The following is a 22,966-nucleotide window of genomic DNA, read 5'->3' on the forward strand; positions in this document are numbered from 1 at the left end:
GCAGCGTGCGTCAGCACGATGCGAGTGTGCGTAGCACACGGGATTCCTGATTAAATGTTTTAATCAGGAATCAGTATGAAATGCCATAACCCGTAAATAGCCAAAGCCCGCTGCAGGGTTCCCTGCAGCGGGTTCATTTTTGGCAGCTAGAAAAAGGCGCGCCGCTGATACCTCGGTATCCGACCGGCGTGCCTTTTTTGGTGCCGCTGACCGGGGTCGAACCGGTACGCTTTTTAGGGCGAGGGATTTTAAGTCCCTTGTGTCTGCCTATTCCACCACAGCGGCATATCTGCATTCTGAAACAAAGATATTTTATCATTTTGAGCCGCTCCCGTCAAGCCCCGCGTGCCGCCGGGGGAAAATTACGCGAAACAGCGGCAGAGGCTGGTGGGACTTCGTCAAACTGCCGAACAAATGTACAGAAAAACGTCATATGATTGTTGAATTATGCCGAAATATGAGATATAATGAAGGAAAGATTAGTGGGCTTTGCGGATATTTGAAAAAAGAGAGAAAAATGTTGAATTTTTTGGGCAGAGTCCAATTTATTGGACAGCGGATGATGTATGATGAGAGCAGATAAGCGAAAGGCAGGTGAGGGGCATGGAATTCTATGCGCACAAGCGCGAGATGCCGGACGGAGCGATCGTCACGCAGACGGTGCGGGAGCATTTGGTAGGAACGGCGCAGCGGGCCGCGCAGTGCCTGCGGCAGGTCGGCCTGGAGCATGCGGGCTATCTGGCAGGGCTGCTCCACGATTTAGGTAAATACACAGAGGCTTTCCAGCAGTATCTGGACGAGGGAGACAGCACGAAGCGCGGCAGCGTGATCCACACGTTTCAGGGCTGCCGTTACCTGATGGAGCAATACCATCGCGGGGACATCCAAACCATTTCCTGTGCAGAGCTGCTTGCCTTTGCAGTCGGTGCGCACCACGGATTATTCGACTGCGTGGACCAAATGCGGCGCATCGGCCTGCAATATCGCGCCGAAAAGCAGGACATCTCCTATGAGGAAGCGGTCGCTGCCTTCCGGCAGGAAATACCGACTGAGGAGATCGAAACACTTTTTGCAGCGGCTTCGGAGGAGATCAACGAAGTCATTGGTCGCATGGACAGGACCTATGATAACGATCGCGAGTACGCTTTTGAAACAGGCCTGCTCGCAAGGCTGCTCCTGTCCGCAGTGATCGAGGGAGACCGCTGCGACACGGCGGCCTTCCAGATCGATGCACATCCGCGAGTTTGGCCGGAGGATATGGCTCCAATCTGGAAAGATCGATTGGAATATCTGGAAGAAAAGCTGCAGGGATTCCCATGCGGCACGCCGGTGGAAAAAGCCCGGCATGCGATCTCAGATCAGTGCCGTGTGTTCGCCGAAAACAAGCCGGGGATCTATCGGCTGAATGTCCCGACGGGCGGCGGCAAGACGCTCAGCTCCCTGCGGTATGCGCTGGCGCATGCAATGTATTTCCGGAAAAGCCGGTTGATCTTCACTTCTCCGCTGCTGTCGATCCTGGAACAGAATGCAGCCGTCATCCATCAGTATGTCGGCGACGACAGCCTGATCCTGGAGCATCATTCCAACGTTGTGCAGACAGAGCCTGCGCAGGGCGAGCTGGACGAGCGGGAGCTTCTGGTGCAAAGCTGGAATGCGCCGATCATCATCACGACACTGGTCCAACTGCTGAACACACTGTTCGATGGAAGAACGACGGCGATCCGTCGCTTTCAGGCTCTCTGCAGCAGTGTGATCGTTATTGATGAGGTGCAGACCGTGCCCGTCAAGATGCTGACCCTGTTTAACCTTGCGATCCGGTTTCTGAGCGAGCAGTGCGGCGCAACGATCGTGCTGTGCTCAGCAACGCAGCCAGAGCTGAAGGACGCTGCCCACCCGCTGCCGGTACAGCCGCAGGAGATCGTGCCGTGGGATGCAGAACTCTGGGCAGCCTTCCGCCGGACGGAGCTGCACGGCTTGCCGGACCGTCGTCTGGAGGAGCTCCCGGAGCTGATCCGTGAGAAAATGGAGGAGACCGAAAGCCTGCTTGTCGTGTGCAACAAGAAAAACGAGGCGGCCTATCTGCTGGAAGAGACGCGCTCGCCGGACTATCGCAGCTTCCACCTGTCGGCCGGAATGTGTATGCAGCACCGTCGGGTGGTGCTGGTGTCCCTGCAGAAAGCGCTTGCGCAGCGCGAAAGGGTCCTTTGCGTTGCCACGCAGGTGATCGAGGCGGGTGTAGACATCTCCTTCGATGCCGTTCTGCGCCTGACGGCTGGTATGGACAGCATCGTGCAGGCGGCCGGACGGTGCAATCGCGGCGGCGCATCGAGTGCGCCGCGCCCGGTGTATGCCGTGAACTGCGCCGATGAAACGCTGGGGCATCTGCGGGATATCCAACGGGGCAAGACCGCAACGCTTGAATTGCTGGAGGCGTTCCGCACGGAACCGGAGCGCTTTGCAGGCGACCTGTTTTCCGCTGACGCGATCCGCTATTACTATCGAGCTTTGTATCGCGACATGGCGGAGGAAGCGCAGGACTATCCGGTTGACCAGCTGGGAACGACACTCTTTGACCTGATGGGGAGCAATGAAAAATATGCCGATGAGGACTGTACCGATGTCGAGGGCTTCGTCCTGTGGCAGGCACTGAAAACCGCAGGGCAGGAATTCTCCGTATTTGACGAGAACACGACGGATGTGATCGTCCCGTATGGCAGGGGAAAGCAGCTCATCACAGAACTGTGCTCCGAACGGTGCAGAGTGGACCCGGCATATCGTGCCGCGCTGCTGAAAGAGGCAAACGGCTTCACGGTGAGCCTGTATTCCCATCAGAAAAAACGGCTGGAACAGGAAAACGCGCTGTTTCCCGCCTGCGGCGGCTGTGTCTGGGTTCTGGCGGACGGCTTTTATGATGATACGGTCGGACTCATTCGCGACCAGAAAAAACAGGGATTTATGGAGGTGTAAGCAGCTTGAAAAACACAAGGTACGACAACATCGTGGAGTTTCAGGTAACGGGGGACTATGCCCTGTTCTCGGACCCCATCCTGCGTGTCGGCGGAGAAAAGTGCAGCTATCAGGTGCCGACCTATGAGGCGCTCAAGGGCATCCTGCAGTCTGTCTATTGGAAGCCGACGATCATCTGGGTCATCGATGCCGTGCGCGTGATGCATCCTATCCAGATGGAGACAAAGGGAATCCGCCCGATCAAGTATTCGGGAGGAAATGATCTCAGCTACTATACTTATCTGAAAGACTGCTGCTATCAGGTCCGCGCCCATTTTGAATGGAACGAGAACCGGCCGGAGCTGGCGGCGGACCGCAATGAGAACAAGCACCATGAGATCGCAAAGAAGATGATCCGCAAAGGAGGACGCCGGGACATCTTCTTGGGAACGCGGGAATGTCAGGGCTATGTGGAGCCGTGCGTCTTCGGCGAGGGGACGGGCGCTTATGATGAAACGCCGGAGCTTGCCTTTGGCCTGATGTACCATGGCATCACTTATGCCGATGAGGCCTATTCCGAGGAGACCAGCGGGAAAATGACCGTCCGCTTCTGGAATCCGGTGATGAAGCGCGGCGTGATCACGTTCCTGCCGCCGGAGCAGTGCCCGCAGTATAAAACGATCGGTCCAATGAATATCAAGCCCTTCGGGGAGAAACTGAACAATTTCTCCGGCCTGCAGGAATTTGAGGAGGGAACATAATGGGACTGCTGCAGCGAGCTATCGAGACGTATGATGCCAATACTGCCCTGATCGGCGTGTACCGGGACGGGCATGAGCCGCTTGCGCCGATCGGCCACATTCTGACAAGCGCAAACATTGAGATCACATTGAATGCACAGGGAGAGTTCCTTTCTGCGCGAAAGGTTAATAATAAGGAGGAACCCAAAATTCTGATCCCGGTGACGGAGGAATCCAGCGGCCGCACCAGTGGACTTGCGGCGCATCCCCTCTGTGATCAGCTGAAGTATGTTGCCAACACGAACAAAGAGGCACACGAGCTTTATCTTACTGCACTGCGAAAATGGGAAAGATCTGCATATGCGCATCCGTTTCTCACCGCGATTTCCACGTATGTTAGGAACGGCTCGGTTCTTAAGGACCTTACGAAATGCGGTGTCCTTGCTTTGGAAAAAGGCGGAGGCTATGATGAAAAACAGATGATCTGCTGGCGCGTATTGGGCATTCCCACAGAGGAACCTGCCTGCTGGAAGAACCGGAATCTCTTCTCTGCGTTCGAATCCTATTATTGCAGCCAGCTGGCAACGCGGGATATGGCTTTGTGTATGCTGGAAGGAAAAACAGAACCCATAGCTTTGCAGCATCCCAAGGGCATCATCCCGGTGAATGGGAATGCAAAGCTGATCTCGGCCAATGATTCAAGTGGCTTTACCTATCGGGGACGCTTTTTGGATGATGGCCAGGCAGCTACGGTCGGCTATATCGCTTCGCAGAAAGCGCACAATGCGCTGCGCTGGCTGGCGTCCGAACAGGGGGTTCGGGAGTTTTCCGGAAAACGGATATTCCTCTGCTGGAACCCTGCCGGAAAAACGCTCCCAAGACCGATGCGGCGGATGCGGGACGCAGATGCTGCGCCGCTCCGGAAGCCGAGCGATTATCAAGAACAGTTAAAAAGTACGCTGCTGAGCTTCCGAAAGGATCACCAGCTGCAGGACACGGACTGCGCCGTTCTGGTAAGCTTTGATGCTGCGACGACCGGCCGCCTTGCGGTAACCTATTACAACGAGATCACGCTCAAGACCTTTCTGGAGCGGATACACGATTGGGATGCGCATTGCTGCTGGTTAGCAGGGAATTACGGAATACAGGCTCCTAATTTGCTTCAACTCGTGGATTGTGCTTTTGGTACCCAGCGAAATAACTTTTTGGAAACAGACGATCGCATCCAGCGTCAGCACCTGCAGCGACTGCTGAACTGCAAAATGAACGGTGGGATCTTCCCACTGGATATTCTGAAAGCATTGACGCAGCGGGCGTCTTCCCCGCTGGCCTATGATGTTTTGAACTGGAGAAAAATCGTGCATGCAGCCTGTGCTGTTCTCCAGAAATATCGGTATGACACAAAACAGGGAGGTAATGAAATGGCTTGGGAACTGGACACAAATAACCGCAGCTTCCAATATGGCAGGCTGCTGGCTGTGATGGAACGTGCGGAGATGGACTACTACACAAAGACAAACGAAAACAGGCAGACAAATGCCATCAAATTTATGAGTGAGTTCCGAAGACGGCCGTTCACCGTGTTTGAGCGGGTCAACCGTCAGCTGGAGCGCGCGTATCTCGATCGCATCGATGCATGGCAGGTCAGACGCTATAAACAGCTTGTGGGGGAAATTATCAACATTCTGCGTGGATTCCCGGAGAACGAGCTGAACCGGCAGCTGGAGGATCTGTATCTCATGGGCTATGAGCTGCAGCGAAATGCCTTTTTCACCAAAAACGACACAACAAATCATACAGAGGAGGAATAAAACATGGCAGCACTGAAGAATAAGATCGATTTTGTGGCACTGATCTCGGTAACGAACGCAAACGGAAACGGAGACCCACTGAACGGCAACCGTCCCCGGACGGATTATAACGGCATGGGTGAGATCTCGGACGTGTGCATTAAGCGGAAGCTCCGGAACCGGATGCAGGACATGGGCAATGCGATTTTCGTACAGTCTGAGGACCGCTGCGACGACGGCTTCAAAAGCCTGAGTGATCGCGCGACGGCTGCGACCAAGGGGATCAAGGAGAAAGAGACCTATGCACAGACTGCGTGCGAAAAGTGGATGGATGTACGGAGCTTCGGACAGGTTTTCGCATTCAAGAGCAATGACAAGAGCGGTGTCTCCGTCGGCGTCCGCGGACCTGTTTCGATTCATCAGGCAGTCAGCATCTCTCCGGTCGAGATCGAAGAGATGCAGATCACCAAGAGCGTCAACGGCGAAACGGGCGAGAAGCGCTCGTCGGATACCATGGGTACGAAGCATTTTGTCAGATTTGGATTCTATGAGATCAAGGGCGCGATCAACGTGCAGTTGGCGGAAAAGACCGGCTTCTCGCAGGAGGATGCAGCTGTTGTGAAGGAATGCCTCCGCACGCTCTTCGCGAACGATGCCTCCGCCGCGCGGCCGGAGGGCTCCATGGAGGTCGTAAAGCTCTTCTGGTGGGAACATAACTGCAAGGAGGGACAGTATTCGTCCGCAAAGGTGCATCGAAGCGTCCATGTCACGCCCAAGAATCCGGAAGGGATCCCGACATGTGTGGACGACTATGAGATCACGCTCGATGAGCTGCCCGGCCTTGTTCCGGAGATCATAGATGGCGTATAACGAGGACGAGTATCTCCAGCTTTCCGGGATCCAGCATTTCCGGTTCTGCCGCAGACAGTGGGCTTTGATCCATATCGAAAATCTGTGGGCGGAGAATGTCAGGACCGTGGACGGGGAGCTTATGCACGAACGGGCGCACGACTCCGGCCTGCGGGAAAAGCGCGCCGGCGTGATCGTGACGCGCGATCTGGCGATCTCGTCTCCGACGCTGGGCGCCTCCGGGGCATGCGATGTCGTGGAGTTCCGAAAGTCGGCTGACGGGATCCCGCTTCCGGGTGAGGAGGGCCGCTTCCGGCCCTATCCGGTCGAGTACAAGCACGGCTCGCCGCGGGAAGACCTGGCCAATGAGCTGCAGCTCTGCGGGCAGGCGATGTGTCTGGAAGAAATGCTTTGCTGCGATATCCAAAAGGGCGCGCTGTATTTCGGCGAAATGCGGCACCGGATCGAGGTAGAGTTCACGCCGGAGCTGCGCCGGGAGGTGGTGGATACCATGAAGGAAATGCACAGCCTCTACCGGCGCGGCCATACGCCGAAGGTGAAGCCGACGAAGTCCTGCAATGCCTGTTCCCTGAAAGACCTGTGCCTGCCGAGAATGTCGCGCTGCGGTTCCGTGAAAAGCTACCTGCAGAGGCATATGGAGGAAGTGCCATGAGACGATTGCTCAACACTCTGTTTGTCACCTCGGAGGATGCCTATCTGACACTCGACGGCGAAAATATCGTTGTCCGCCGGGAAAAGGAGGAGGCAGGGCGGTTTCCTCTGCACAATCTGGAAGAGATCGTCAGCTTCTCCTATGCCGGGGCTTCGCCCGCTCTGATGGGGGCCTGTACCAAACGCAATATCGGCCTGAGCTTCTGCACGCCGAGCGGCAGATTTCTGGCGCGGACGGCGGGCGTGGAAACCGGGAATGTGCTGCTGCGCAGAGAGCAGTACCGGATAGCGGATGATCCGGCCGCCAGCTGCCAGATCGCAAAGCTCATGATCTGGGGTAAGCTGTATAACGGCCGGTGGAGCATTGAGCGGACCAAGCGCGACCATAAGCTGCGCATCGATGCGGAGCGGTTCGAAAATGCCTCTGCAGCGATCCGCGATATCCTGCCGCAGGTCATGGAGGCGGGTTCACTCGATTCTCTGCGTGGTCTGGAGGGCGCGGCTGCGTCGGTTTACTTTGAGGTATTCGACGATATGATCCTGCGCAGCAAGGAGACGTTCTATTATCGCGGCCGAAACCGGCGGCCGCCGCTGGACAATGTCAATGCAATGCTCTCCTTTTCCTACAGTCTGCTGGCCGGAAGCTGCGCTTCCGCGCTGGAGAGCGTCGGTCTGGATGCCTATGTCGGCTTTCTGCACCGGGATCGTCCCGGCAGAACATCGCTTGCGCTGGACCTTATGGAGGAGCTGCGGCCGTGCATGGCGGACCGGTTCGTGCTGACGCTCATCAACAATCAGGTCATGCGGGCGGAGGATTTTGAAACGGCAGAGAACGGCGCAGTGCTTATGACGGATATGGGCCGCCGAAAAATCCTGAAAAGCTGGCAGGAGCGCAAGCAGGAGACGATAACGCATCCCTATCTGGGAGAAAAGCTCCCGTGGGGACTGGTTCCCTACATGCAGGCCCTGCTGCTGGCGCGGTATCTGCGCCGCGATCTGGATGCCTATCCGCCGTTTCTCTGGAAGTGAGCCTATGCTGGTTCTGATCTCTTATGATGTGAACACACAGGATGCGGCAGGAAGGAGGCGGCTCCGCCTGATTGCAAAGCAATGCGTGAACTATGGGCAGCGCGTCCAGAATTCCGTGTTCGAGTGCATATTGGATGCTGCGCAGTGCAGGCAGCTTCAGCATAAGCTCTGTTCCCTGATGGACAAGGAGAAGGACAGCCTGCGGTTTTATTATCTGGGCAATCGCTATGAAGCCAAGGTGGAACACTTCGGCATCAATGCCGGCTATCAGCCGGAGGGGGTCCTGATGGTATAAGCGTGCGAACGGGGAGCGAGCAGCGATTCTTCGGAAGGTTCGCACCGAAATTTGTGCACGTTTGGCAGAAAAAATGGCCGCATCAAAGCCAGAAAACCGCTCAATACGGCCAGGGTAAATGCACTTTTTGTGCAATATGCGATGTTTTGCACAGTTTTTTTGTGCAAGATCGCTGTCCCGCCCCGCAAGGGGCGGGTGGATTGAAATCGCCGATTTTTCCCGATAATTCAACATTTTCACGTCCCGCCCCGCAAGGGGCGGGTGGATTGAAATGCGGGGGGGGCGGGCGGCCGCCGTCTCTCGCATGTCCCGCCCCGCAAGGGGCGGGTGGATTGAAATAAGTATTTCGTCACGTTGACTTTTGACAGTACAAGTCCCGCCCCGCAAGGGGCGGGTGGATTGAAATAGGCGTCCTATAATAGCCGGGCTCATAATACCGGTCCCGCCCCGCAAGGGGCGGGTGGATTGAAATAATTCCGGCGGCGTTGATTATGTGGACAGCGGGTCCCGCCCCGCAAGGGGCGGGTGGATTGAAATCTATGGCTTTGTCTGTTATGACGTTTGTGCTTGGGTCCCGCCCCGCAAGGGGCGGGTGGATTGAAATTAGTAAGCAATGTAGTTTTGCCGGAACCTTTTTTGGTCCCGCCCCGCAAGGGGCGGGTGGATTGAAATTTGTAAAGGATGATAGAAGAATGGAGGGTAATACGTCCCGCCCCGCAAGGGGCGGGTGGATTGAAATGATGCTGCTGTTGATTATGTGGATAGCGGCACTGGTCCCGCCCCGCAAGGGGCGGGTGGATTGAAATGGCTGCCTCAAAACGTTGGCACGCACAGTGCGCGTCCCGCCCCGCAAGGGGCGGGTGGATTGAAATGGGTGCTTACAGCCCGCCACGCGCACCGTCCCGGTCCCGCCCCGCAAGGGGCGGGTGGATTGAAATACAGAACAGCAACAAAATCAGCGTTTTGTTGCGGTCCCGCCCCGCAAGGGGCGGGTGGATTGAAATCCCGGCCGGTTGTGCTATCATACTTGTGCGAGGCGTCCCGCCCCGCAAGGGGCGGGTGGATTGAAATGACGCTCCACCGCTTGGACATCCTGTCGATTATGGTCCCGCCCCGCAAGGGGCGGGTGGATTGAAATTGGTCCCAGATAGCAGTCGCGACAGTGGTAAGGGGTCCCGCCCCGCAAGGGGCGGGTGGATTGAAATCCGTGCTCGGTTTTTTGTCCGGGTAGATAATGGGTCCCGCCCCGCAAGGGGCGGGTGGATTGAAATCTGTTCGTCGGCGGCGCAATCGGCATTTTCGGCGTCCCGCCCCGCAAGGGGCGGGTGGATTGAAATGACTCTGTGCATTTACAGGGGGACGTATGATGAGTCCCGCCCCGCAAGGGGCGGGTGGATTGAAATCGTTTGCCGCAGAACGTGGGCACGCACAGTGCGCGTCCCGCCCCGCAAGGGGCGGGTGGATTGAAATGTGTAAAGGATGATAGAAGAAATGGAGGGTAATAGTCCCGCCCCGCAAGGGGCGGGTGGATTGAAATTGGTTCCGGCTGCGGAATCTCCGAAGGGTACTGGTCCCGCCCCGCAAGGGGCGGGTGGATTGAAATTTGGCCCTCTGCTCGGCCACGGCCGCCCGCAGCGTCCCGCCCCGCAAGGGGCGGGTGGATTGAAATTGCGCCTGTGCGTACCCGTTTTTGCACCAGACAGTCCCGCCCCGCAAGGGGCGGGTGGATTGAAATGGTCGCCTCGATATGTGTATCTGATGGTGTGAAGTCCCGCCCCGCAAGGGGCGGGTGGATTGAAATGGTTACCGCAAAACGTTGGCACGCACAGTGCGCGGTCCTGCCCCGCAAGGGGCGGGTGGATTGAAATGTGATAGCGCTGCATCAGCAGCTCGTCCGCCATGTCCCGCCCCGCAAGGGGCGGGTGGATTGAAATTGCCTTACTCGGTTATAATCAAGGTGGCCGGGGTGTCCCGCCCCGCAAGGGGCGGGTGGATTGAAATTGTATTTAATCTGCCATCTCAAAATCTGCGCCCGTCCCGCCCCGCAAGGGGCGGGTGGATTGAAATAAGCTGATCGAAAAGATTTACATGGACTGCGAGGTCCCGCCCCGCAAGGGGCGGGTGGATTGAAATCGACGCTATGCTTAGTCAGTTCCGATATTTCTTGTCCCGCCCCGCAAGGGGCGGGTGGATTGAAATTGGGCCAGTTCGGCCTCCCAGTCCCGCAGGACTGTCCCGCCCCGCGTGGGGCGGGATCACTATCTTTTGGCAGGTTTTTTCCTGCAATGTACGGCACAGAATATCGGAGACGGCGCATTATGAGATTTGGACCGCGGCAGGGATCTGCCGCGGTCCGGAGTCTTACTTCATGCTGCGCTCGTAGGCCTCGATCATTTTCTTGACCATCTGGCCGCCGACGGAGCCGGCCTCACGGGAGGTCAGGTGACCGTTGTAGCCCTGCTTCAGGTTGACGCCGACTTCGTTGGCGGCTTCCATCTTGAACTTGTCCATGGCCTCGCGAGCTTCCGGGATATTGATCTGGTTCGTATTTTTCATTGCGTACATCTCCTTGAAATGTGATTTTGGGTACCGCAGTCATAGCATTGCCCGAAAAAGATCGAATATGCCGGAAGTCTGTCAGGGAATTTCCGGCCGTTCTTCTGAAAATTGGGCGGCGGAAAATGCTGTCAAAAGCAATTGACAAATTCCGGACGGCTCTCTATAATGAATTAAAGTGATGAACAAAGACGCGGCTTGCGCAGCGTTTGCCGCGGCGGGCTGATACTCTGTTTCAGAGCACAAGGATACCGGCAAGACCGGCAGCGATTTCTGCTCGCTGAAAACAGGAGAGTGAATCATGAAAGCAGTACGATTAAAAACGGAATATCTGCAGGACCCTTTGGGCATTGATATTCCGCATCCGCGGCTGTTCTGGACTTGTGAGGACGGGATCACGCAGAGCGCATTCCAGATCCTTGCAGCGACGGATGGCCGTACGGTATGGGACAGCGGGAAGGTGCCCTCCGGCTCCATGCACGCGGATTATCCAAACGCGCTTGCTTCCCGGCAGCGCGTCAGCTGGCGCGTGCGGCTCTGGGATGAGAACGACGATCCCGGCGCGTGGTCGAGCGAGGCCTTTTTCGAAATGGGGCTTCTGAATGCTTCGGACTGGAGCGCCCTGTGGATCGCGGGGGACTATCCCGTCCGTAAAAAGCAGCGCTACCCGGTGGATTGCTTCCGCAAGGTGTTTTCCGCGGGACAGGTTCAAAAGGCCCGGCTGTATCTTACGGCTTGCGGCCTGTATGAGGCGCGGCTCAACGGCCGGCGCGTCGGGGACGCGCTGCTGACGCCCGGCTCCACGGACTACCGCAAGCGCATCCAGTATCAGGTCTACGATGTGACGGACCTGCTGCGGGGCGGCGAAAACGCCATGACCGTCGAGCTGGCGGACGGCTGGTACCGCGGCTCCAACGGCGGCGCAGGGCAGACGAACACCTTCGGCACGCAGACAAAGCTGCTGGCGCAGCTGGAGCTGACGCTGGCGGACGGAACGACGCAGACCGTCTGCAGCGACGGGAGCTGGGCGTGGAGCAATGACGGCCCCATCCGCTTTGCCGACCTCAAGGACGGCGAGATCGTGGATGCAAATCGCGAGCCGTCCTATTCCGGCAGTGTCCGCGTCGTGGAGGAGCATGCGCCGCTGACGGCATCCGACAACGTACCGGTCCTCGAGCGCGAGCGCTTTGCCCCGGTCGAACGGATCACAACGCCGTCCGGCAAGACTGTCCTCAAATATGCGCAGAATCTTTCGGGCTATGTGTCCTTCCGTGTGACGGCACACAAGGGCCAGCGAGTCCACATCACGATGGGCGAAACGCTCGATGACAGCGGCGAACTGACGCTCCGGAACATCCAGTGCATTACCAAAGGAAGACCCTCACCGCTGCAGGAGCTGGATTACACCTGCAGGGAGGGCGTGAACGAATACACGCCGAAATTCTATTACGGCGGCTTCCAGTATGCGCAGGTCGACACGGACGTCGAATTCCGGACAGAGGACTTTACGGCTGTTGCTGTGTACAGCGCCTTTGAGGAAACTTCAAAATTCGAGTGCTCCAATCGCCTGATCAACCAATTTTACCACAACACTCTGTGGTCCCTGAAGAGCAACTCCACCGACGTGCCGACGGACTGCCCGACGCGTGAGCGCATGGGCTGGACGGGCGACAGTCAGGTCTTCTTCAACACGGCGTCCTATCTCACGGACTATGCGGCCTTTGCCCGCAAGCATGTGCGCGACATTTTTGACCGCCAGTGGCGCAGCGGCCGCCTGCCGCAGATCGCGCCGTTTGCAAACGAGTCGCCGAGCATCAACAAAATGAACGGCTCCGTCGGCTGGGCGTGCGCAGGTGTCTATATCCCGTACTATTTCTATCAGAAATACGGCGACGACCGCCTGCTGCGTGCGTATTACGACAACATGCTGCGCTATGCGGACTTTATGATCCGCCGCGCGGGGAAATGGGGCGGGATCTTCGCCAAGCCCATGCATCTTTCCCACAAAAATCGAAAGTATGCTGTTAACTGCGGCAAGTCCTACGGCGAGTGGGCCGAGCCGAATGACGTCATGGCCTTCCACGGGATCGACTTTTTCATTCCGCACCCGGAGGAATCCACGGCCTATACATATTTTACGCTCAAGCGTGTGCTGGAGATCGCCTCGATCCTCGGCAAGCCGGAAACGCCGCAGCTGGCGCGCATCCGGGAATACAGCGAGGGCGCGAAACGCGCCTATCAGGAACTCGTTACGAAGGACGGCTACTCGCTGGATACCGACCGGCAGGCCAAGCTCGTCCGGCCCTTGTATATGGGGCTGCTGACGCCGGAGCAGGAGGCCTTTGCCAGAAAGCGCCTCATTGCCGCGCTGGACCACTATGGCTGGCGTCTCGGGACCGGCTTCCTCTCCACGCCGATGATCCTGGACGTTCTGGCGGGGCTGGATATCAGCTATGCCTACCGTCTGCTGGAAAACGAGGAAATGCCCGGCTGGCTCTTTATGCCGAAGTCCGGCGCAACGACGATCTGGGAGGCCTGGGAGGGCAACCAGAAGGACAAATGGATCGCCTCGCTGAACCACTATTCCAAAGGCGCGGTCTGCGAGTGGCTGATGAACACGATGTGCGGCATCCGGATCACCGGAGAAAACCATGTTACAATTGCACCGAAGCCCGGCGGGGACATCACCTTCGCACGGGCTAGTTATTGGAGCATTTGTGGAAACGTTACGACAAGCTGGGAGCGGACGGAGAACGGCTATCGGCTGACCGTTGGCATCCCTGCGAACACAACGGCGGAGATCCTCCTGCCGGACGGAACGGGCCGGACCGTCGGAGCCGGACAGCATCGGTATGAATGGAAATGAAACGATATTATCTTGCCATCGACATCGGCGCGTCCTCCGGGCGGCACATTGTGGGCTGGCGGGAGGACGGCGAAATCAAAGCAAAAGAGGTCTACCGCTTCCCCAACGGCGTACAGGAGCAGAACGGCCATCTCGTCTGGGACGTGGATGCGCTGCTTTCCCATGTGAAGGCGGGCATCGCGGCGGCGAAGACCGAGTTCCCGGAGATCGTCAGCCTGTCTGTCGATACCTGGGCCGTGGACTATGTGCTGCTGCGCGGCGAGGAAGAAGTCCGTCCCGTCTATGCCTACCGCGACAGCCGCACGGAGGCGGCCATTCCCAAGGTTCACGAAATTCTGCCGTTTGCGGAGCTGTACGCCAAAACCGGCTGCCAGTTCCAGCCGTTCAACAGCATCTACCAGCTCTATGCCGATCAGCTGGCGGGGCGGCTGGAGGGCGTGACGGACTTTCTCATGATCCCCGAATACCTCCTCTGGAAGCTCTGCGGCGTGAAGTCCAGGGAGTACACCAACGCCACTACCACCGGCATGGTAAACGCCGAAACGGGCAAATTTGACCCGGAGATTATTTCTGCGCTCGGTCTGCCGCCCATCTTCCCCAAACTCCAAAAGCCGGGGACGGTGCTGGGCGAGTATGAGGGGATAAAGTGCGTCCTCTGTGCCACCCACGACACAGCCTCAGCGGTGGAGGGTATCCCCATGGAGGAAAACGCGCCCTATATTTCCAGCGGCACATGGTCGCTCTTGGGCGTCAAAACGCCGAAGCCCATTACAAATACCGCCAGCCGTGCCGCCAATTACTCCAACGAGGGCGGCGTGGGCTATAACCGCTATCAGAAGAACATCATGGGCATGTGGCTGGTCAACGAGCTGCAAAAGGAGCTTTGCAGCGGGCTGGGCTTTGCGGAGATCGTGAACGCCGCAAAGGAGAGCCGCTGCGATGCCCTCATCGACGCCAACGCCCCGGAATTTCTGGCTCCCAAGAGTATGAAGGCCGCCTTTGATGTGGCGACCGGCGGAAAGCTCATCAGCATCGGCGACTATTTCCGCTGTGCCTATCGCAGCCTTGCGGAGAGCTATGCCAAAGCTCTTGCAGAACTGGAAGCCAACACAGGAAAGCAATACGACAGGCTCTACATCGTGGGCGGCGGCGCGAAAAATGAGTTTCTCAACCATCTCACCGCCAAGGCCACGGGCAAGCAGGTCATCGCTCTGCCCATCGAGGCCACGGCTCTCGGCAATCTGAAAATTCAAATGGAGGCAGACCTATGAGCTATACGGAAGCAAAAGAAAAATACGCCGCCCTCGGTGTGGATACCGAAGCGGCGCTTACAAAGCTGAAAACCGTGCCGCTGTCTCTGCACTGCTGGCAGGGGGACGATGTACGCGGTTTCGACACCGACCCCACCAAGCCCCTTACCGGCGGCATCCAGACCACCGGCAGCTATCCCGGCCGCGCGAGGACCCCGCAGGAGCCGATGGCGGATATCGAGGAGGTGCTGAAGCTGTGCCCCGGCACGAAGAAGCTGAATCTCCACGCCAGCTATGCTATTTTTGCCGAGGGCGAGTGGGTCGACCGCGATAAGCTGGAGCCGAAGCATTTTGCACCGTGGGTGGACTTCTGCAAAAAGCACGGCCTCGGCGCGGACTTCAACCCGACGTTCTTCTCCCACCCTAAGTGTGATCCGCTGACGCTCAGTTCCCCCAACGAGGAAACCCGCCGCTTCTGGATCGAGCACGGCAGGGCCTGCGTGCGCATCTCGCAGTATCTGGCGGAGGCGCTGGGGCAGGTCTGTACCATGAACATCTGGACGGGCGACGGCTTCAAGGACATTCCCACTGACCGCCTCGGGCCGCGCATGCGCTATAAGGAATCCATCGACGAAATTCTCTCGGAGCCATTTGACTTTACCAAGGTCAAGCCCTGCGTGGAGAGCAAGGTGTTCGGCATCGGCGTGGAGAGCTACACCGTGGGCAGTGCAGAGTTCGCCCTGAGCTACGCCGCCATGAACAGGGATAAGTGCATCCCCCTGATGGACAACGGCCACTATCACCCCACCGAGGTGGTCAGCGACAAAATCCCGGCACTGCTGACCTTCTTCCCGGAGATCGCCCTGCACATCACCCGCCCGGTGCGCTGGGACAGCGATCATGTGGTGCTGTTCGATGATGAAACGAAGGAGCTCTGCAAGGAGATCGTCCGCTGCGGCGGCTTGGACGGCCGGGTGTATCTGGCGCTGGATTACTTCGATGCCTCTGTCAACCGCATCGCCGCGTGGGTCACGGGCTTCCGCAATGTGCAGAAGGCCCTGCTGAACGCCCTGCTGACGCCGGATATGACGGCTGAACAGAACGCGGGTAATTTTACCGATCTGCTCGTTCGGCAGGAGGAACTGAAGACCATGCCCTTCGGCGAGGTCTGGGCAGAGTATTGCCGCCGCTGCGGCGTGCCGGAGGACGGCGCGTGGCTGCCGCTGGTGTGGGCGTATGAAAAGAACATTCTGGAGGCGAGAGCATGAAAAATATTCTGACAGCCCCGTGGATGGTGGAGATGATCCGCACCGTGACGAATATGTACGACCACGGCTGGGACGAGCGCAACGGCGGAAATGTGAGCCTGCTGCTGGAGGAATCGCAGGTCAACGATTATGTGGACGGCGCGGTTCTGCGGGAGATTCCCACGGGCTTTTCCTGTCCAGAGCTGGACGGCAAGTACTTCCTCGTCACCGGCACGGGCAAGTATTTCAAGAATGTCCAGTATGCGCCGGAGATCAATCTCGGCCTCGTGCGTCTGACGGACGGCGGCGAGACGGCGCAGCTTCTGTGGGGCTTTGCGGACGGCGGGAAATTCACGTCCGAATTTCCGGCACACATGATGAGCCATGCCGCACGGCTGAAAATCGACCTGCAGAACCGCGTGGTCATGCACTGCCATCCGGCAAACCTGCTTGCCATGACCTATGTCCACATGCTCGATGAAAAGCAGTTTACCCGCACGCTCTGGCAGATGTGCACGGAGTGCATCGTCGTCTTTCCGGACGGCGTGAATGTGCTGCCGTGGATGCTCTGCGGCACGAACGAGATCGGTGAGGCCACCGCTGAGAAGATGCGCACCGCCCGGCTTGTTGTCTGGGCGCAGCATGGCATCTACGGCGCGGGAAAAGACCTCGACGAGACGTTCGGCCTCATCGAGACCGCCGAAAAGGCGGCAGAGATTTACATGAAGATCGCCCATCTGCCACTGGTAAATACCATTACCGATGACCAGATGCACCAGTTAGAGGCCCACTTCGGCGTGAAGGCAAGAGAGGGCTATCTGTCTTAATTTCAAATTCAAAGATGTGTAACAGAACAGGAAAATGCGCCACCTAAAAGGAAAATCAATGCCCCCCTCAAATTGAGAACTGCCCCCTCCGAACCGAAGTTGCACCCCTTTACACGGTTTCTATCAAAATTAGAGTCATTTGCCATAAGTCCACCGTAATTTTGATAGAATTACGGTGGACTTTTTCTATGCCCAAAAACCGTTTGAAATCAGGCATTTCGGCTGTTTCAGCGCATAAGTGAACCCCGCTGCAGAGCAATTCTGCGGCGGGGTTTTGTGCGTTTTACGGTTTTTGTGGTGACTTTGGCCAAAGTAAGCGTTAAATTTATGGGTATTCGTTGAATTTTAGGGTGTTCGTTAAATCATTGCCTTTTTCGCTAAAATGTACCCCATAAAGTGGACACTCTAATTGTGCGAAACCCAAGGGCTGGGGAATTAAAAAGTTTGAATACCAAACTATAGACAATTTCCTCGCTGCCCACGAAAATGTGCGTCAACTTGGTCGTCTCGTTGATATAGGTTTCAACGGCTCAAAACCAATACTGATTTGCGACTTTCGTTGCATGATGATCTTGTAGGAATTTTTCAAGCTCAGCCAAACAATTAATGTCTCGAAAAGTATTAGAAACGCATTTCAAAGCTTCACTTGGTAATACATTTCTCTCCCCTGAATTGCCTTCACAGCGGTGACAAGAAAGCCAGTGTAAAAGTGTCGGGGTAGTACAATTTTCTTTGTGCTCCGCAACACCAATTTCGAAGTAGTAGTCATTTCTATCCCACTGTGATCCTTGCACGTTAATACAGTAAATTATATCATTATTTCTTTTATACCAGTATTGGCCAACCTTTCGAAATCCCTCTTTCTTAAGCGGACTCCGTATTGCCTCTATAAATTCATTCTTTGTCATAATTAACACCTCATCGTTAATCGTAAAGGACAAGCACACCAGCCCAATCTTCTGCTCCGAGAATATTTAAATACCTATCCAACTGGGCCAACCCTCGACGAACAGCGCGAGGATTATTAGGCTTCAGTTCATATACAATACGATTTACATAGTCTATCCCATCAACACGTGCACCGTTTCCGATGACCTTCTCTTTTATAACGCCAGAGCCATAATCCCACTCTTTGTGCATTTGACGGCCTCGCCTTGCAGCCGCTGTTTCGCCTCCACATTTGTTATGCACCAGCACCCCATTATCGGATACATAATAGGTATGATAGTCCTCGACTTGGAAATTATAAACTTTGACCGGGCTTTCGAGCAGCTCGTGCTGGATTTTTTCGACGACGACATACTCACCGTTGACAAGGACGAGAATGTCGCCCGCGCGGAGGTGCGCTGCATCCGTCCAGCCCTTGACCGGACAATAGAACGGGTGCGTCGGCGTGGCAACAATTTCCTTGTCGCCCACGAAAATGTGCGTCAGCTCGGTCGTCTCGTTGATATAGGTTTCGACGACCGGCTTGAGCGCAACGTCTCCGGTTTCTTCATCCCACGCCCAAACAAGATCTCCCGCTTTGATTTTCTCAATTGCAACATACCCTGTTGCTGTAGCAACCAGCGTTCCGGCGACAAAGCATGAGCCATATCTTAGATGGTTCGCATAGCCGCTCAGGCCGCCTTGTATTGCACCGGTGATTGCGCCGGTAAGAGCGCCGTCTCCCATGCCCTCCAGTGCAGCCTGCCCGGCGCCTTTCCAGCTTCCGGTTATTATTTAGATAATAATTCTGCTTTAATAAAGTGGGTTGAGAGTAACAAAATCAGCATCACCACCGCCCAAATCCAAGTGCGCTCGAATCCATTAGAAATACCAAACGAAGACAGTAATTGTTTATATTTGACAGGCCCAATGATTTCATATACAACACCAAGCACCCCGCAGAGCAGCGTACCGCAAAACGACAAAATGTGCACGATTTGGACACCTGTTTTGATTACGTCTTTCATTTGAGTTGATATCCCCTTGATTTTGCTCTTTCCACTTTTTATTCGGTAGCTGACAGCACACTTGCCACCAAGTGAGGAAGTTCCAAAAGATTTTGAGCTATTAGTTGTGAATGCAAGCAAAGCATGGCTGCAAGGCATTATACCGCACACTGCATCTTTTGTAAAATGATAAGGCAGCGATTGTGTCGCAGATGCCTTGCAGCCGGCCAATGTTAAATAAATATTGTTTAATTTTCTGCTAGGCAGATAGGAAAGAGTTGGAGTCAATAATACCTAGGGCAGCCATTTTTGAAAGAAACTCTTGCTTTTTAACAGGATATACATTTGGAGCATCTTTCATTATTGACTCCTCATAAAAGTTAATAAATGTAAATGAATACGGATGGAATACAATGCAGTACATAAGAGGCGAAATATGCTTCGGTTTTTTAAACCTGCGTGGAGAAAGTATTACGGTGCCCTTATACTGTAGGCGCAGGCCCAGCTGATTTTGATATGATTCGTAATATATTGACATGGAATCCCAGGGATAAAATTTGATTTTGTGAAATAATGAGATAGTTACACCGCTTGGACCTATTGCAATTTTACGAAAAACAGCAATATACCACCTTATGCAGAAGATGGATCCTATAATCCAAACAAGCAGCCCCATGCAGACTGCGCTGGTTAGGCCATTGTTCTCAGAAACAAAAAGTCCCCCGATGAGTGATAACAGTATATAGGAAAATATAATAAAAACTATATTCCCTTTGTCGGATTTTATTATCATGTATTCACCGTCAGTACAAGCACATGGTATACCCTGTACGTTTGTTTCCGCGTTTTTGCGTGTTACGAGAACGAGTCGTACTGGTTGTTTGTGTGCCTGATGCTTTCCTTTCTCCAGCCTTCACAGATACGGCCTTGTTTGTTGTTGCAGCTATGCAATTATACCCTGTTCCGAATACTAAGTCTGCACTTGCAGTTGCTGCAATGCGTAAAGCAGACTCAGTCCCGAGATTTGCCAAATTTCCAATGCTTGCCGTGGTTGCAGTAGCGGATACTGCGAAGCATAGCGCAGCCTCACCAGCAGTAGCTCCATTTTTAACCGCCGTATATGCAGAGTATGCGCCCGAAATTCCACCTGCAATAAAAGGCCCAGCGCCCGGAATTGCATTTACTGCTCCTATTGCAGCCGATACAAGTGCATCGGTAAGAGTATATTCTTGGCCTGTTGCTTTGGCTGCAATATATGTTGTAGCAACATTAACAGCTGCACTTACCACAGCGCTGACCAGTGTTAATAGGCCAAACTCCCCGGTATGATCGGCTTGAATAACTGGGCTATTATTGCAATATGCAAACATATTATAGCCAATAATTCCTTGGCCTGTGCTGGAGTAGCTGTCGGCGTTGATGAACCGATGTGTTACCGGGTCGTAATATCTGCTTTGGAGGTAATAGAACCCTGTCTCGGTGTCGTAGTAGTACCCACGGTAGCGCAGAGGGTTGATTTCTGCCTTGGAGCCGGAGCTTGAAAGGATTTTGCCCCATGCGTCATAGGCATAGGAAGCCACAGACGTGCCGCCGCCATCGACCAACTTGACCACATCGCCTTGCAGGTTCAAGACATAATAGGTGGTAAAGCTGCTGCCGTTGTTGGTGGAATAATTCAGGGCGAACGGCAGCCCCTGATTATCATAGATGAAATCCATAATCGTTGCGCTGCTGCCGCTGCCGATCGTCTCCCGGAATATCGTATCTGTAAGCATTATAGCATATTTCGCATTTTGACGCAACTGGCCGCACGATGCGGCGGGAAAACATGCATTGATTTCCGAAAAGTGATGTGCTATACTATTTAATATAGAAATCAAACCAGAGGAGGGTCTCCCGAATGGAGCGTATCACAAGCAGTCACAATCCGCTCGTGCAGCACATGCGGAAGCTGCAGACCTCGCGCGCCTATCGCGAGAGCTGCGGCGAATTCGTGGCGGACGGCTGGAAGCTTCTGGAGGAGGCGCTCAAGTGGTATCCCGAGGTGACGGCCGTTCTGACGAGCGAGCCGGAGCGCTGCCCGGCACTCCCATCGTCGGCACGTCTGGTCGAGGTCCCTGCGTCATTGATGCAGAGCGTTTCGAGTATGCGCACGCCGCAGGGCGTTTTATTCTCCCTGCGCCTGCCGCAGGAGGGCGCGCTCCGGGTGCAGCCCGGCATGCTCCTGCTCGACCGCATCCAGGACCCCGGAAACCTCGGCACGATCCTGCGCACGGCCGACGCCTTCGACCTGCCGGTCCTGCTGACGAACGGCTGCGCCGATCCGTTTTCCGAAAAGACGGTGCGCGCCTCCATGGGCGCGGTGTTCCGCCGTCCGCCGCAGAGCGCACCGATGGAGGACGTGCTCAGAGCCTGTCATGCCGCTGGGATCCCCATTGCGGCGACGGCGCTGTCCGACACGGCGTGCGATCTGCGCGAGGTCGATCTGATGCGCCATCTTGTCGTCATCGGCAGCGAGGGGCAGGGCATTTGCCCGGAGCTGCTCGCCGCCTCGGACCGGCAGATCATCATTCCCATGCAGCCGCGCTGCGAGTCGCTCAATGCGGCCGTCGCGGCGGCGATCGTGCTGTGGCAGATGCGGCCGTAGCGCGGGAGAACACGGAAGGAGGGCGCGCAGATGCAGAAGCACTGGGTTTGGCTTGCAACGCGAAGCGGCATCGGGGTCCGGGGCCGCGCGGAGCTGCTGCGCCGGTTCGGCACGGCAGAGCGCATTTATGCCATGGACCGGGACGCGCTGCAGGCAGAGGAAGGCCTGCGGCGGAGCTGGCTCGAGCCGCTGCTCGACAAAACGCTGGACGGCGCGGAGCGCATTCTGGCGCAGTGCGACCGTTTTGACATCCGCCTTCTGACCTATGCGGAGCCTGCCTATCCCGAGCGGCTGCGCAACATTGCAGACCCGCCTGCGCTTTTGTATTATCAGGGCCGTCTGCCGGATTTTGACCACGAGGCCGCGATCGCCGTTGTCGGCTCACGCCGGTGCAGCGCTTATGGCCTGCTGCACGCCAAGCAGTTCTCCCGCCTGATCGCCGCAAGCGGCGGGCTTGTGATGTCCGGCGGTGCGCGCGGCATCGATACCATGGCGCTGCAGAGCGCGATGGACCTGCCGGAGCCGGTCGTCTGTGTGCTGGCCTGCGGGCTCGACATCGCCTATCCGCCGGAAAACGGCCAGCTGTTCGCGCAGATCGCGTCGAGAGGCTGCCTCCTGAGCGAATACCCGCCGGGGACGAGCCCGATGCGCGGCAATTTCCCGGTGCGCAACCGTATTCTGAGCGGCCTTTCCGTTGGCGTTCTCGTGGTCGAGGCCTCGGCGCAGAGCGGTGCGCTCATCACGGCGCGGCTGGCGCTGGAGCAGGGCAGGGACGTATTTGCCATTCCCGGCAATCTCGGCGTCGCCTCGTGCGAGGGGACGAATCGCCTGCTGCGCGAGGGTGCGCTCATGCCCGAAAACGGCTGGGAGCTGCTGCAGGAATACACGCACCTGTTTCCGGGCAAGCTGGCGGACGGTCGCCGCCGCGAGGTGATGGAGCAGCGCTTTGGGTCGCATTACGCAGCGGCCGTCCCTGCGCAGCCCCTGCCGGAGAGACCGGCAAAACCGGCCCGCCCGGCAGCGCCTTCACCGGAAAAGTCCCCAGCCCTCGACAAAAAAGACATTGACAATCCGCCTGCAAGGCCTTATAGTGACAGAAAGAAAGCACCGCCCGCCCTGTCCGGCGACGAAGCGGCGGTCTATGCCGCCCTGACGCCGGAGCCGATCCTTGCGGATCTTCTCACGGAGCATACGGGCCTTCCGCCGCAGCGCCTGCTTGCGGCCATGACCATGCTCCAGATCAAGGGGCTGGCCAAAAAGCTTCCCGGCAACCGCTATCAGCGCGCCGGAGGATAATGGATATATGGAGGTTCCCTTC

Annotated in this window: 18 protein-coding genes, 1 tRNA gene and 1 CRISPR repeat array; of the genes, 13 read left to right on the forward strand and 6 right to left on the reverse strand. The window is 56.4% G+C overall.

The window, feature by feature from the left end:
- Window positions 1-198: 198 nt before the first annotated feature.
- Window positions 199-285: transfer RNA gene (locus WMO66_RS11435), tRNA-Leu, on the reverse strand.
- Window positions 286-603: 318 nt separating this feature from the next.
- Between WMO66_RS11435 and cas3 the strand changes: the two genes are divergently transcribed.
- The 7 genes from cas3 to cas2 are packed head-to-tail and all read left to right on the forward strand — an operon-like array spanning window position 604 to window position 8,321.
- Window positions 604-2,967, forward strand: coding sequence for a CRISPR-associated helicase Cas3' (cas3, locus tag WMO66_RS11440; RefSeq protein WP_349136550.1), 2,364 nt, complete (start codon window positions 604-606; stop codon window positions 2,965-2,967).
- Window positions 2,968-2,972: 5 nt separating this feature from the next.
- Window positions 2,973-3,707, forward strand: a complete 735-nt coding sequence (gene cas5c / locus WMO66_RS11445) for a type I-C CRISPR-associated protein Cas5c (protein WP_349136551.1) — start codon at window positions 2,973-2,975, stop codon at window positions 3,705-3,707.
- Complete coding sequence (gene cas8c, locus WMO66_RS11450; protein WP_349136552.1) at window positions 3,707-5,497, forward strand: type I-C CRISPR-associated protein Cas8c/Csd1; 1,791 nt, start codon at window positions 3,707-3,709, stop codon at window positions 5,495-5,497. The genes cas5c and cas8c overlap by 1 nt, the downstream gene beginning before the upstream one ends.
- A gap of 3 nt (window positions 5,498-5,500) precedes the next feature.
- On the forward strand, window positions 5,501-6,346 hold the full coding sequence (cas7c, locus tag WMO66_RS11455; RefSeq protein WP_349136553.1) for a type I-C CRISPR-associated protein Cas7/Csd2: 846 nt from the start codon (window positions 5,501-5,503) through the stop codon (window positions 6,344-6,346).
- Window positions 6,336-6,998, forward strand: coding sequence for a CRISPR-associated protein Cas4 (gene cas4, locus WMO66_RS11460; protein ID WP_349136554.1), 663 nt, complete (start codon window positions 6,336-6,338; stop codon window positions 6,996-6,998). The genes cas7c and cas4 overlap by 11 nt, the downstream gene beginning before the upstream one ends.
- Window positions 6,995-8,026 (forward strand): type I-C CRISPR-associated endonuclease Cas1c, encoded by a 1,032-nt coding sequence (cas1c, locus tag WMO66_RS11465; protein ID WP_349136555.1) that lies wholly within the window; start codon window positions 6,995-6,997, stop codon window positions 8,024-8,026. The genes cas4 and cas1c overlap by 4 nt, the downstream gene beginning before the upstream one ends.
- Window positions 8,027-8,030: 4 nt before the next feature.
- Complete coding sequence (gene cas2 / locus WMO66_RS11470; protein ID WP_349136556.1) at window positions 8,031-8,321, forward strand: CRISPR-associated endonuclease Cas2; 291 nt, start codon at window positions 8,031-8,033, stop codon at window positions 8,319-8,321.
- A 174-nt stretch (window positions 8,322-8,495) separates the two neighbouring features.
- Window positions 8,496-10,520: a CRISPR direct-repeat array (repeat unit 33 nt; unit sequence GTCCCGCCCCGCAAGGGGCGGGTGGATTGAAAT).
- A 162-nt stretch (window positions 10,521-10,682) separates the two neighbouring features.
- On the opposite strand, the gene WMO66_RS11475 is transcribed toward cas2, so the two are convergent.
- On the reverse strand, window positions 10,683-10,877 hold the full coding sequence (locus WMO66_RS11475) for an alpha/beta-type small acid-soluble spore protein (RefSeq protein ID WP_349136557.1): 195 nt from the start codon (window positions 10,875-10,877) through the stop codon (window positions 10,683-10,685).
- A gap of 301 nt (window positions 10,878-11,178) precedes the next feature.
- Between WMO66_RS11475 and WMO66_RS11480 the strand changes: the two genes are divergently transcribed.
- From WMO66_RS11480 to rhaD, 4 genes are read left to right on the forward strand one after another with little or no spacing between them, the layout of a single operon-like run.
- The gene (locus WMO66_RS11480; RefSeq protein ID WP_349136558.1) at window positions 11,179-13,743 is read left to right on the forward strand and encodes a family 78 glycoside hydrolase catalytic domain; all 2,565 of its coding nucleotides are present in this window, start codon (window positions 11,179-11,181) and stop codon (window positions 13,741-13,743) included.
- Entirely contained in the window at window positions 13,734-15,014 is a 1,281-nt protein-coding gene (locus WMO66_RS11485) for a rhamnulokinase (protein ID WP_349136559.1), read from the forward strand. The genes WMO66_RS11480 and WMO66_RS11485 overlap by 10 nt, the downstream gene beginning before the upstream one ends.
- Window positions 15,011-16,261, forward strand: a complete 1,251-nt coding sequence (locus tag WMO66_RS11490) for an L-rhamnose isomerase (protein ID WP_349136560.1) — start codon at window positions 15,011-15,013, stop codon at window positions 16,259-16,261. The genes WMO66_RS11485 and WMO66_RS11490 overlap by 4 nt, the downstream gene beginning before the upstream one ends.
- Complete coding sequence (rhaD, locus tag WMO66_RS11495) at window positions 16,258-17,067, forward strand: rhamnulose-1-phosphate aldolase (protein ID WP_349136561.1); 810 nt, start codon at window positions 16,258-16,260, stop codon at window positions 17,065-17,067. Before WMO66_RS11490 ends, rhaD begins: the two co-directional genes overlap by 4 nt.
- 530 nt (window positions 17,068-17,597) lie before the next feature.
- On the opposite strand, the gene WMO66_RS11500 is transcribed toward rhaD, so the two are convergent.
- From WMO66_RS11500 to WMO66_RS11515, 4 genes are all read right to left on the reverse strand, one after another.
- On the reverse strand, window positions 17,598-17,975 hold the full coding sequence (locus WMO66_RS11500; protein WP_349136562.1) for a DUF4304 domain-containing protein: 378 nt from the start codon (window positions 17,973-17,975) through the stop codon (window positions 17,598-17,600).
- A 16-nt stretch (window positions 17,976-17,991) separates the two neighbouring features.
- Window positions 17,992-18,741, reverse strand: a complete 750-nt coding sequence (locus WMO66_RS11505) for a polymorphic toxin-type HINT domain-containing protein (RefSeq protein WP_349136563.1) — start codon at window positions 18,739-18,741, stop codon at window positions 17,992-17,994.
- A 44-nt stretch (window positions 18,742-18,785) separates the two neighbouring features.
- Window positions 18,786-19,022: a hypothetical protein gene (locus tag WMO66_RS11510; RefSeq protein ID WP_349136564.1), complete on the reverse strand. Its 237-nt coding sequence runs from the start codon at window positions 19,020-19,022 to the stop codon at window positions 18,786-18,788.
- Window positions 19,023-19,804: 782 nt separating this feature from the next.
- Window positions 19,805-20,881: an RHS repeat-associated core domain-containing protein gene (locus tag WMO66_RS11515; protein WP_349136565.1), complete on the reverse strand. Its 1,077-nt coding sequence runs from the start codon at window positions 20,879-20,881 to the stop codon at window positions 19,805-19,807.
- 20 nt (window positions 20,882-20,901) lie between these two features.
- On the opposite strand from WMO66_RS11515, the gene WMO66_RS11520 reads away from it, so the two are divergent.
- Window positions 20,902-21,648 carry a TrmH family RNA methyltransferase gene (locus tag WMO66_RS11520; RefSeq protein ID WP_349136566.1) on the forward strand — a complete coding sequence of 249 codons (747 nt, stop codon included), beginning with the start codon at window positions 20,902-20,904 and terminating at the stop codon, window positions 21,646-21,648.
- A gap of 30 nt (window positions 21,649-21,678) precedes the next feature.
- Window positions 21,679-22,944 (forward strand): DNA-processing protein DprA, encoded by a 1,266-nt coding sequence (gene dprA / locus WMO66_RS11525; protein ID WP_349136567.1) that lies wholly within the window; start codon window positions 21,679-21,681, stop codon window positions 22,942-22,944.
- Window positions 22,945-22,966 lie beyond the last annotated feature (22 nt).

This window comes from Faecousia intestinalis (genome assembly GCF_040096185.1).
GTDB lineage: Bacteria > Bacillota > Clostridia > Oscillospirales > Oscillospiraceae > JAZOXB01.

Excerpts from the sequence above, each read along its gene's own strand:
- cas3 (WP_349136550.1), top strand. The coding sequence starts at position 604 with ATGGAATTCTATGCGCACAAGCGCGAGATGCCGGACGGAGCGATCGTC.
- cas8c (WP_349136552.1), top strand. The coding sequence starts at position 3,707 with ATGGGACTGCTGCAGCGAGCTATCGAGACGTATGATGCCAATACTGCC.
- cas7c (WP_349136553.1), top strand. The coding sequence starts at position 5,501 with ATGGCAGCACTGAAGAATAAGATCGATTTTGTGGCACTGATCTCGGTA.
- cas4 (WP_349136554.1), top strand. The coding sequence starts at position 6,336 with ATGGCGTATAACGAGGACGAGTATCTCCAGCTTTCCGGGATCCAGCAT.
- cas1c (WP_349136555.1), top strand. The coding sequence starts at position 6,995 with ATGAGACGATTGCTCAACACTCTGTTTGTCACCTCGGAGGATGCCTAT.
- cas2 (WP_349136556.1), top strand. The coding sequence starts at position 8,031 with ATGCTGGTTCTGATCTCTTATGATGTGAACACACAGGATGCGGCAGGA.
- WMO66_RS11475 (WP_349136557.1), bottom strand. The coding sequence starts at position 10,877 with ATGAAAAATACGAACCAGATCAATATCCCGGAAGCTCGCGAGGCCATG.
- WMO66_RS11480 (WP_349136558.1), top strand. The coding sequence starts at position 11,179 with ATGAAAGCAGTACGATTAAAAACGGAATATCTGCAGGACCCTTTGGGC.
- WMO66_RS11485 (WP_349136559.1), top strand. The coding sequence starts at position 13,734 with ATGGAAATGAAACGATATTATCTTGCCATCGACATCGGCGCGTCCTCC.
- WMO66_RS11490 (WP_349136560.1), top strand. The coding sequence starts at position 15,011 with ATGAGCTATACGGAAGCAAAAGAAAAATACGCCGCCCTCGGTGTGGAT.
- rhaD (WP_349136561.1), top strand. The coding sequence starts at position 16,258 with ATGAAAAATATTCTGACAGCCCCGTGGATGGTGGAGATGATCCGCACC.
- WMO66_RS11500 (WP_349136562.1), bottom strand. The coding sequence starts at position 17,975 with ATGACAAAGAATGAATTTATAGAGGCAATACGGAGTCCGCTTAAGAAA.
- WMO66_RS11505 (WP_349136563.1), bottom strand. The coding sequence starts at position 18,741 with ATGGGAGACGGCGCTCTTACCGGCGCAATCACCGGTGCAATACAAGGC.
- WMO66_RS11510 (WP_349136564.1), bottom strand. The coding sequence starts at position 19,022 with ATGAAAGACGTAATCAAAACAGGTGTCCAAATCGTGCACATTTTGTCG.
- WMO66_RS11520 (WP_349136566.1), top strand. The coding sequence starts at position 20,902 with ATGGAGCGTATCACAAGCAGTCACAATCCGCTCGTGCAGCACATGCGG.
- dprA (WP_349136567.1), top strand. The coding sequence starts at position 21,679 with ATGCAGAAGCACTGGGTTTGGCTTGCAACGCGAAGCGGCATCGGGGTC.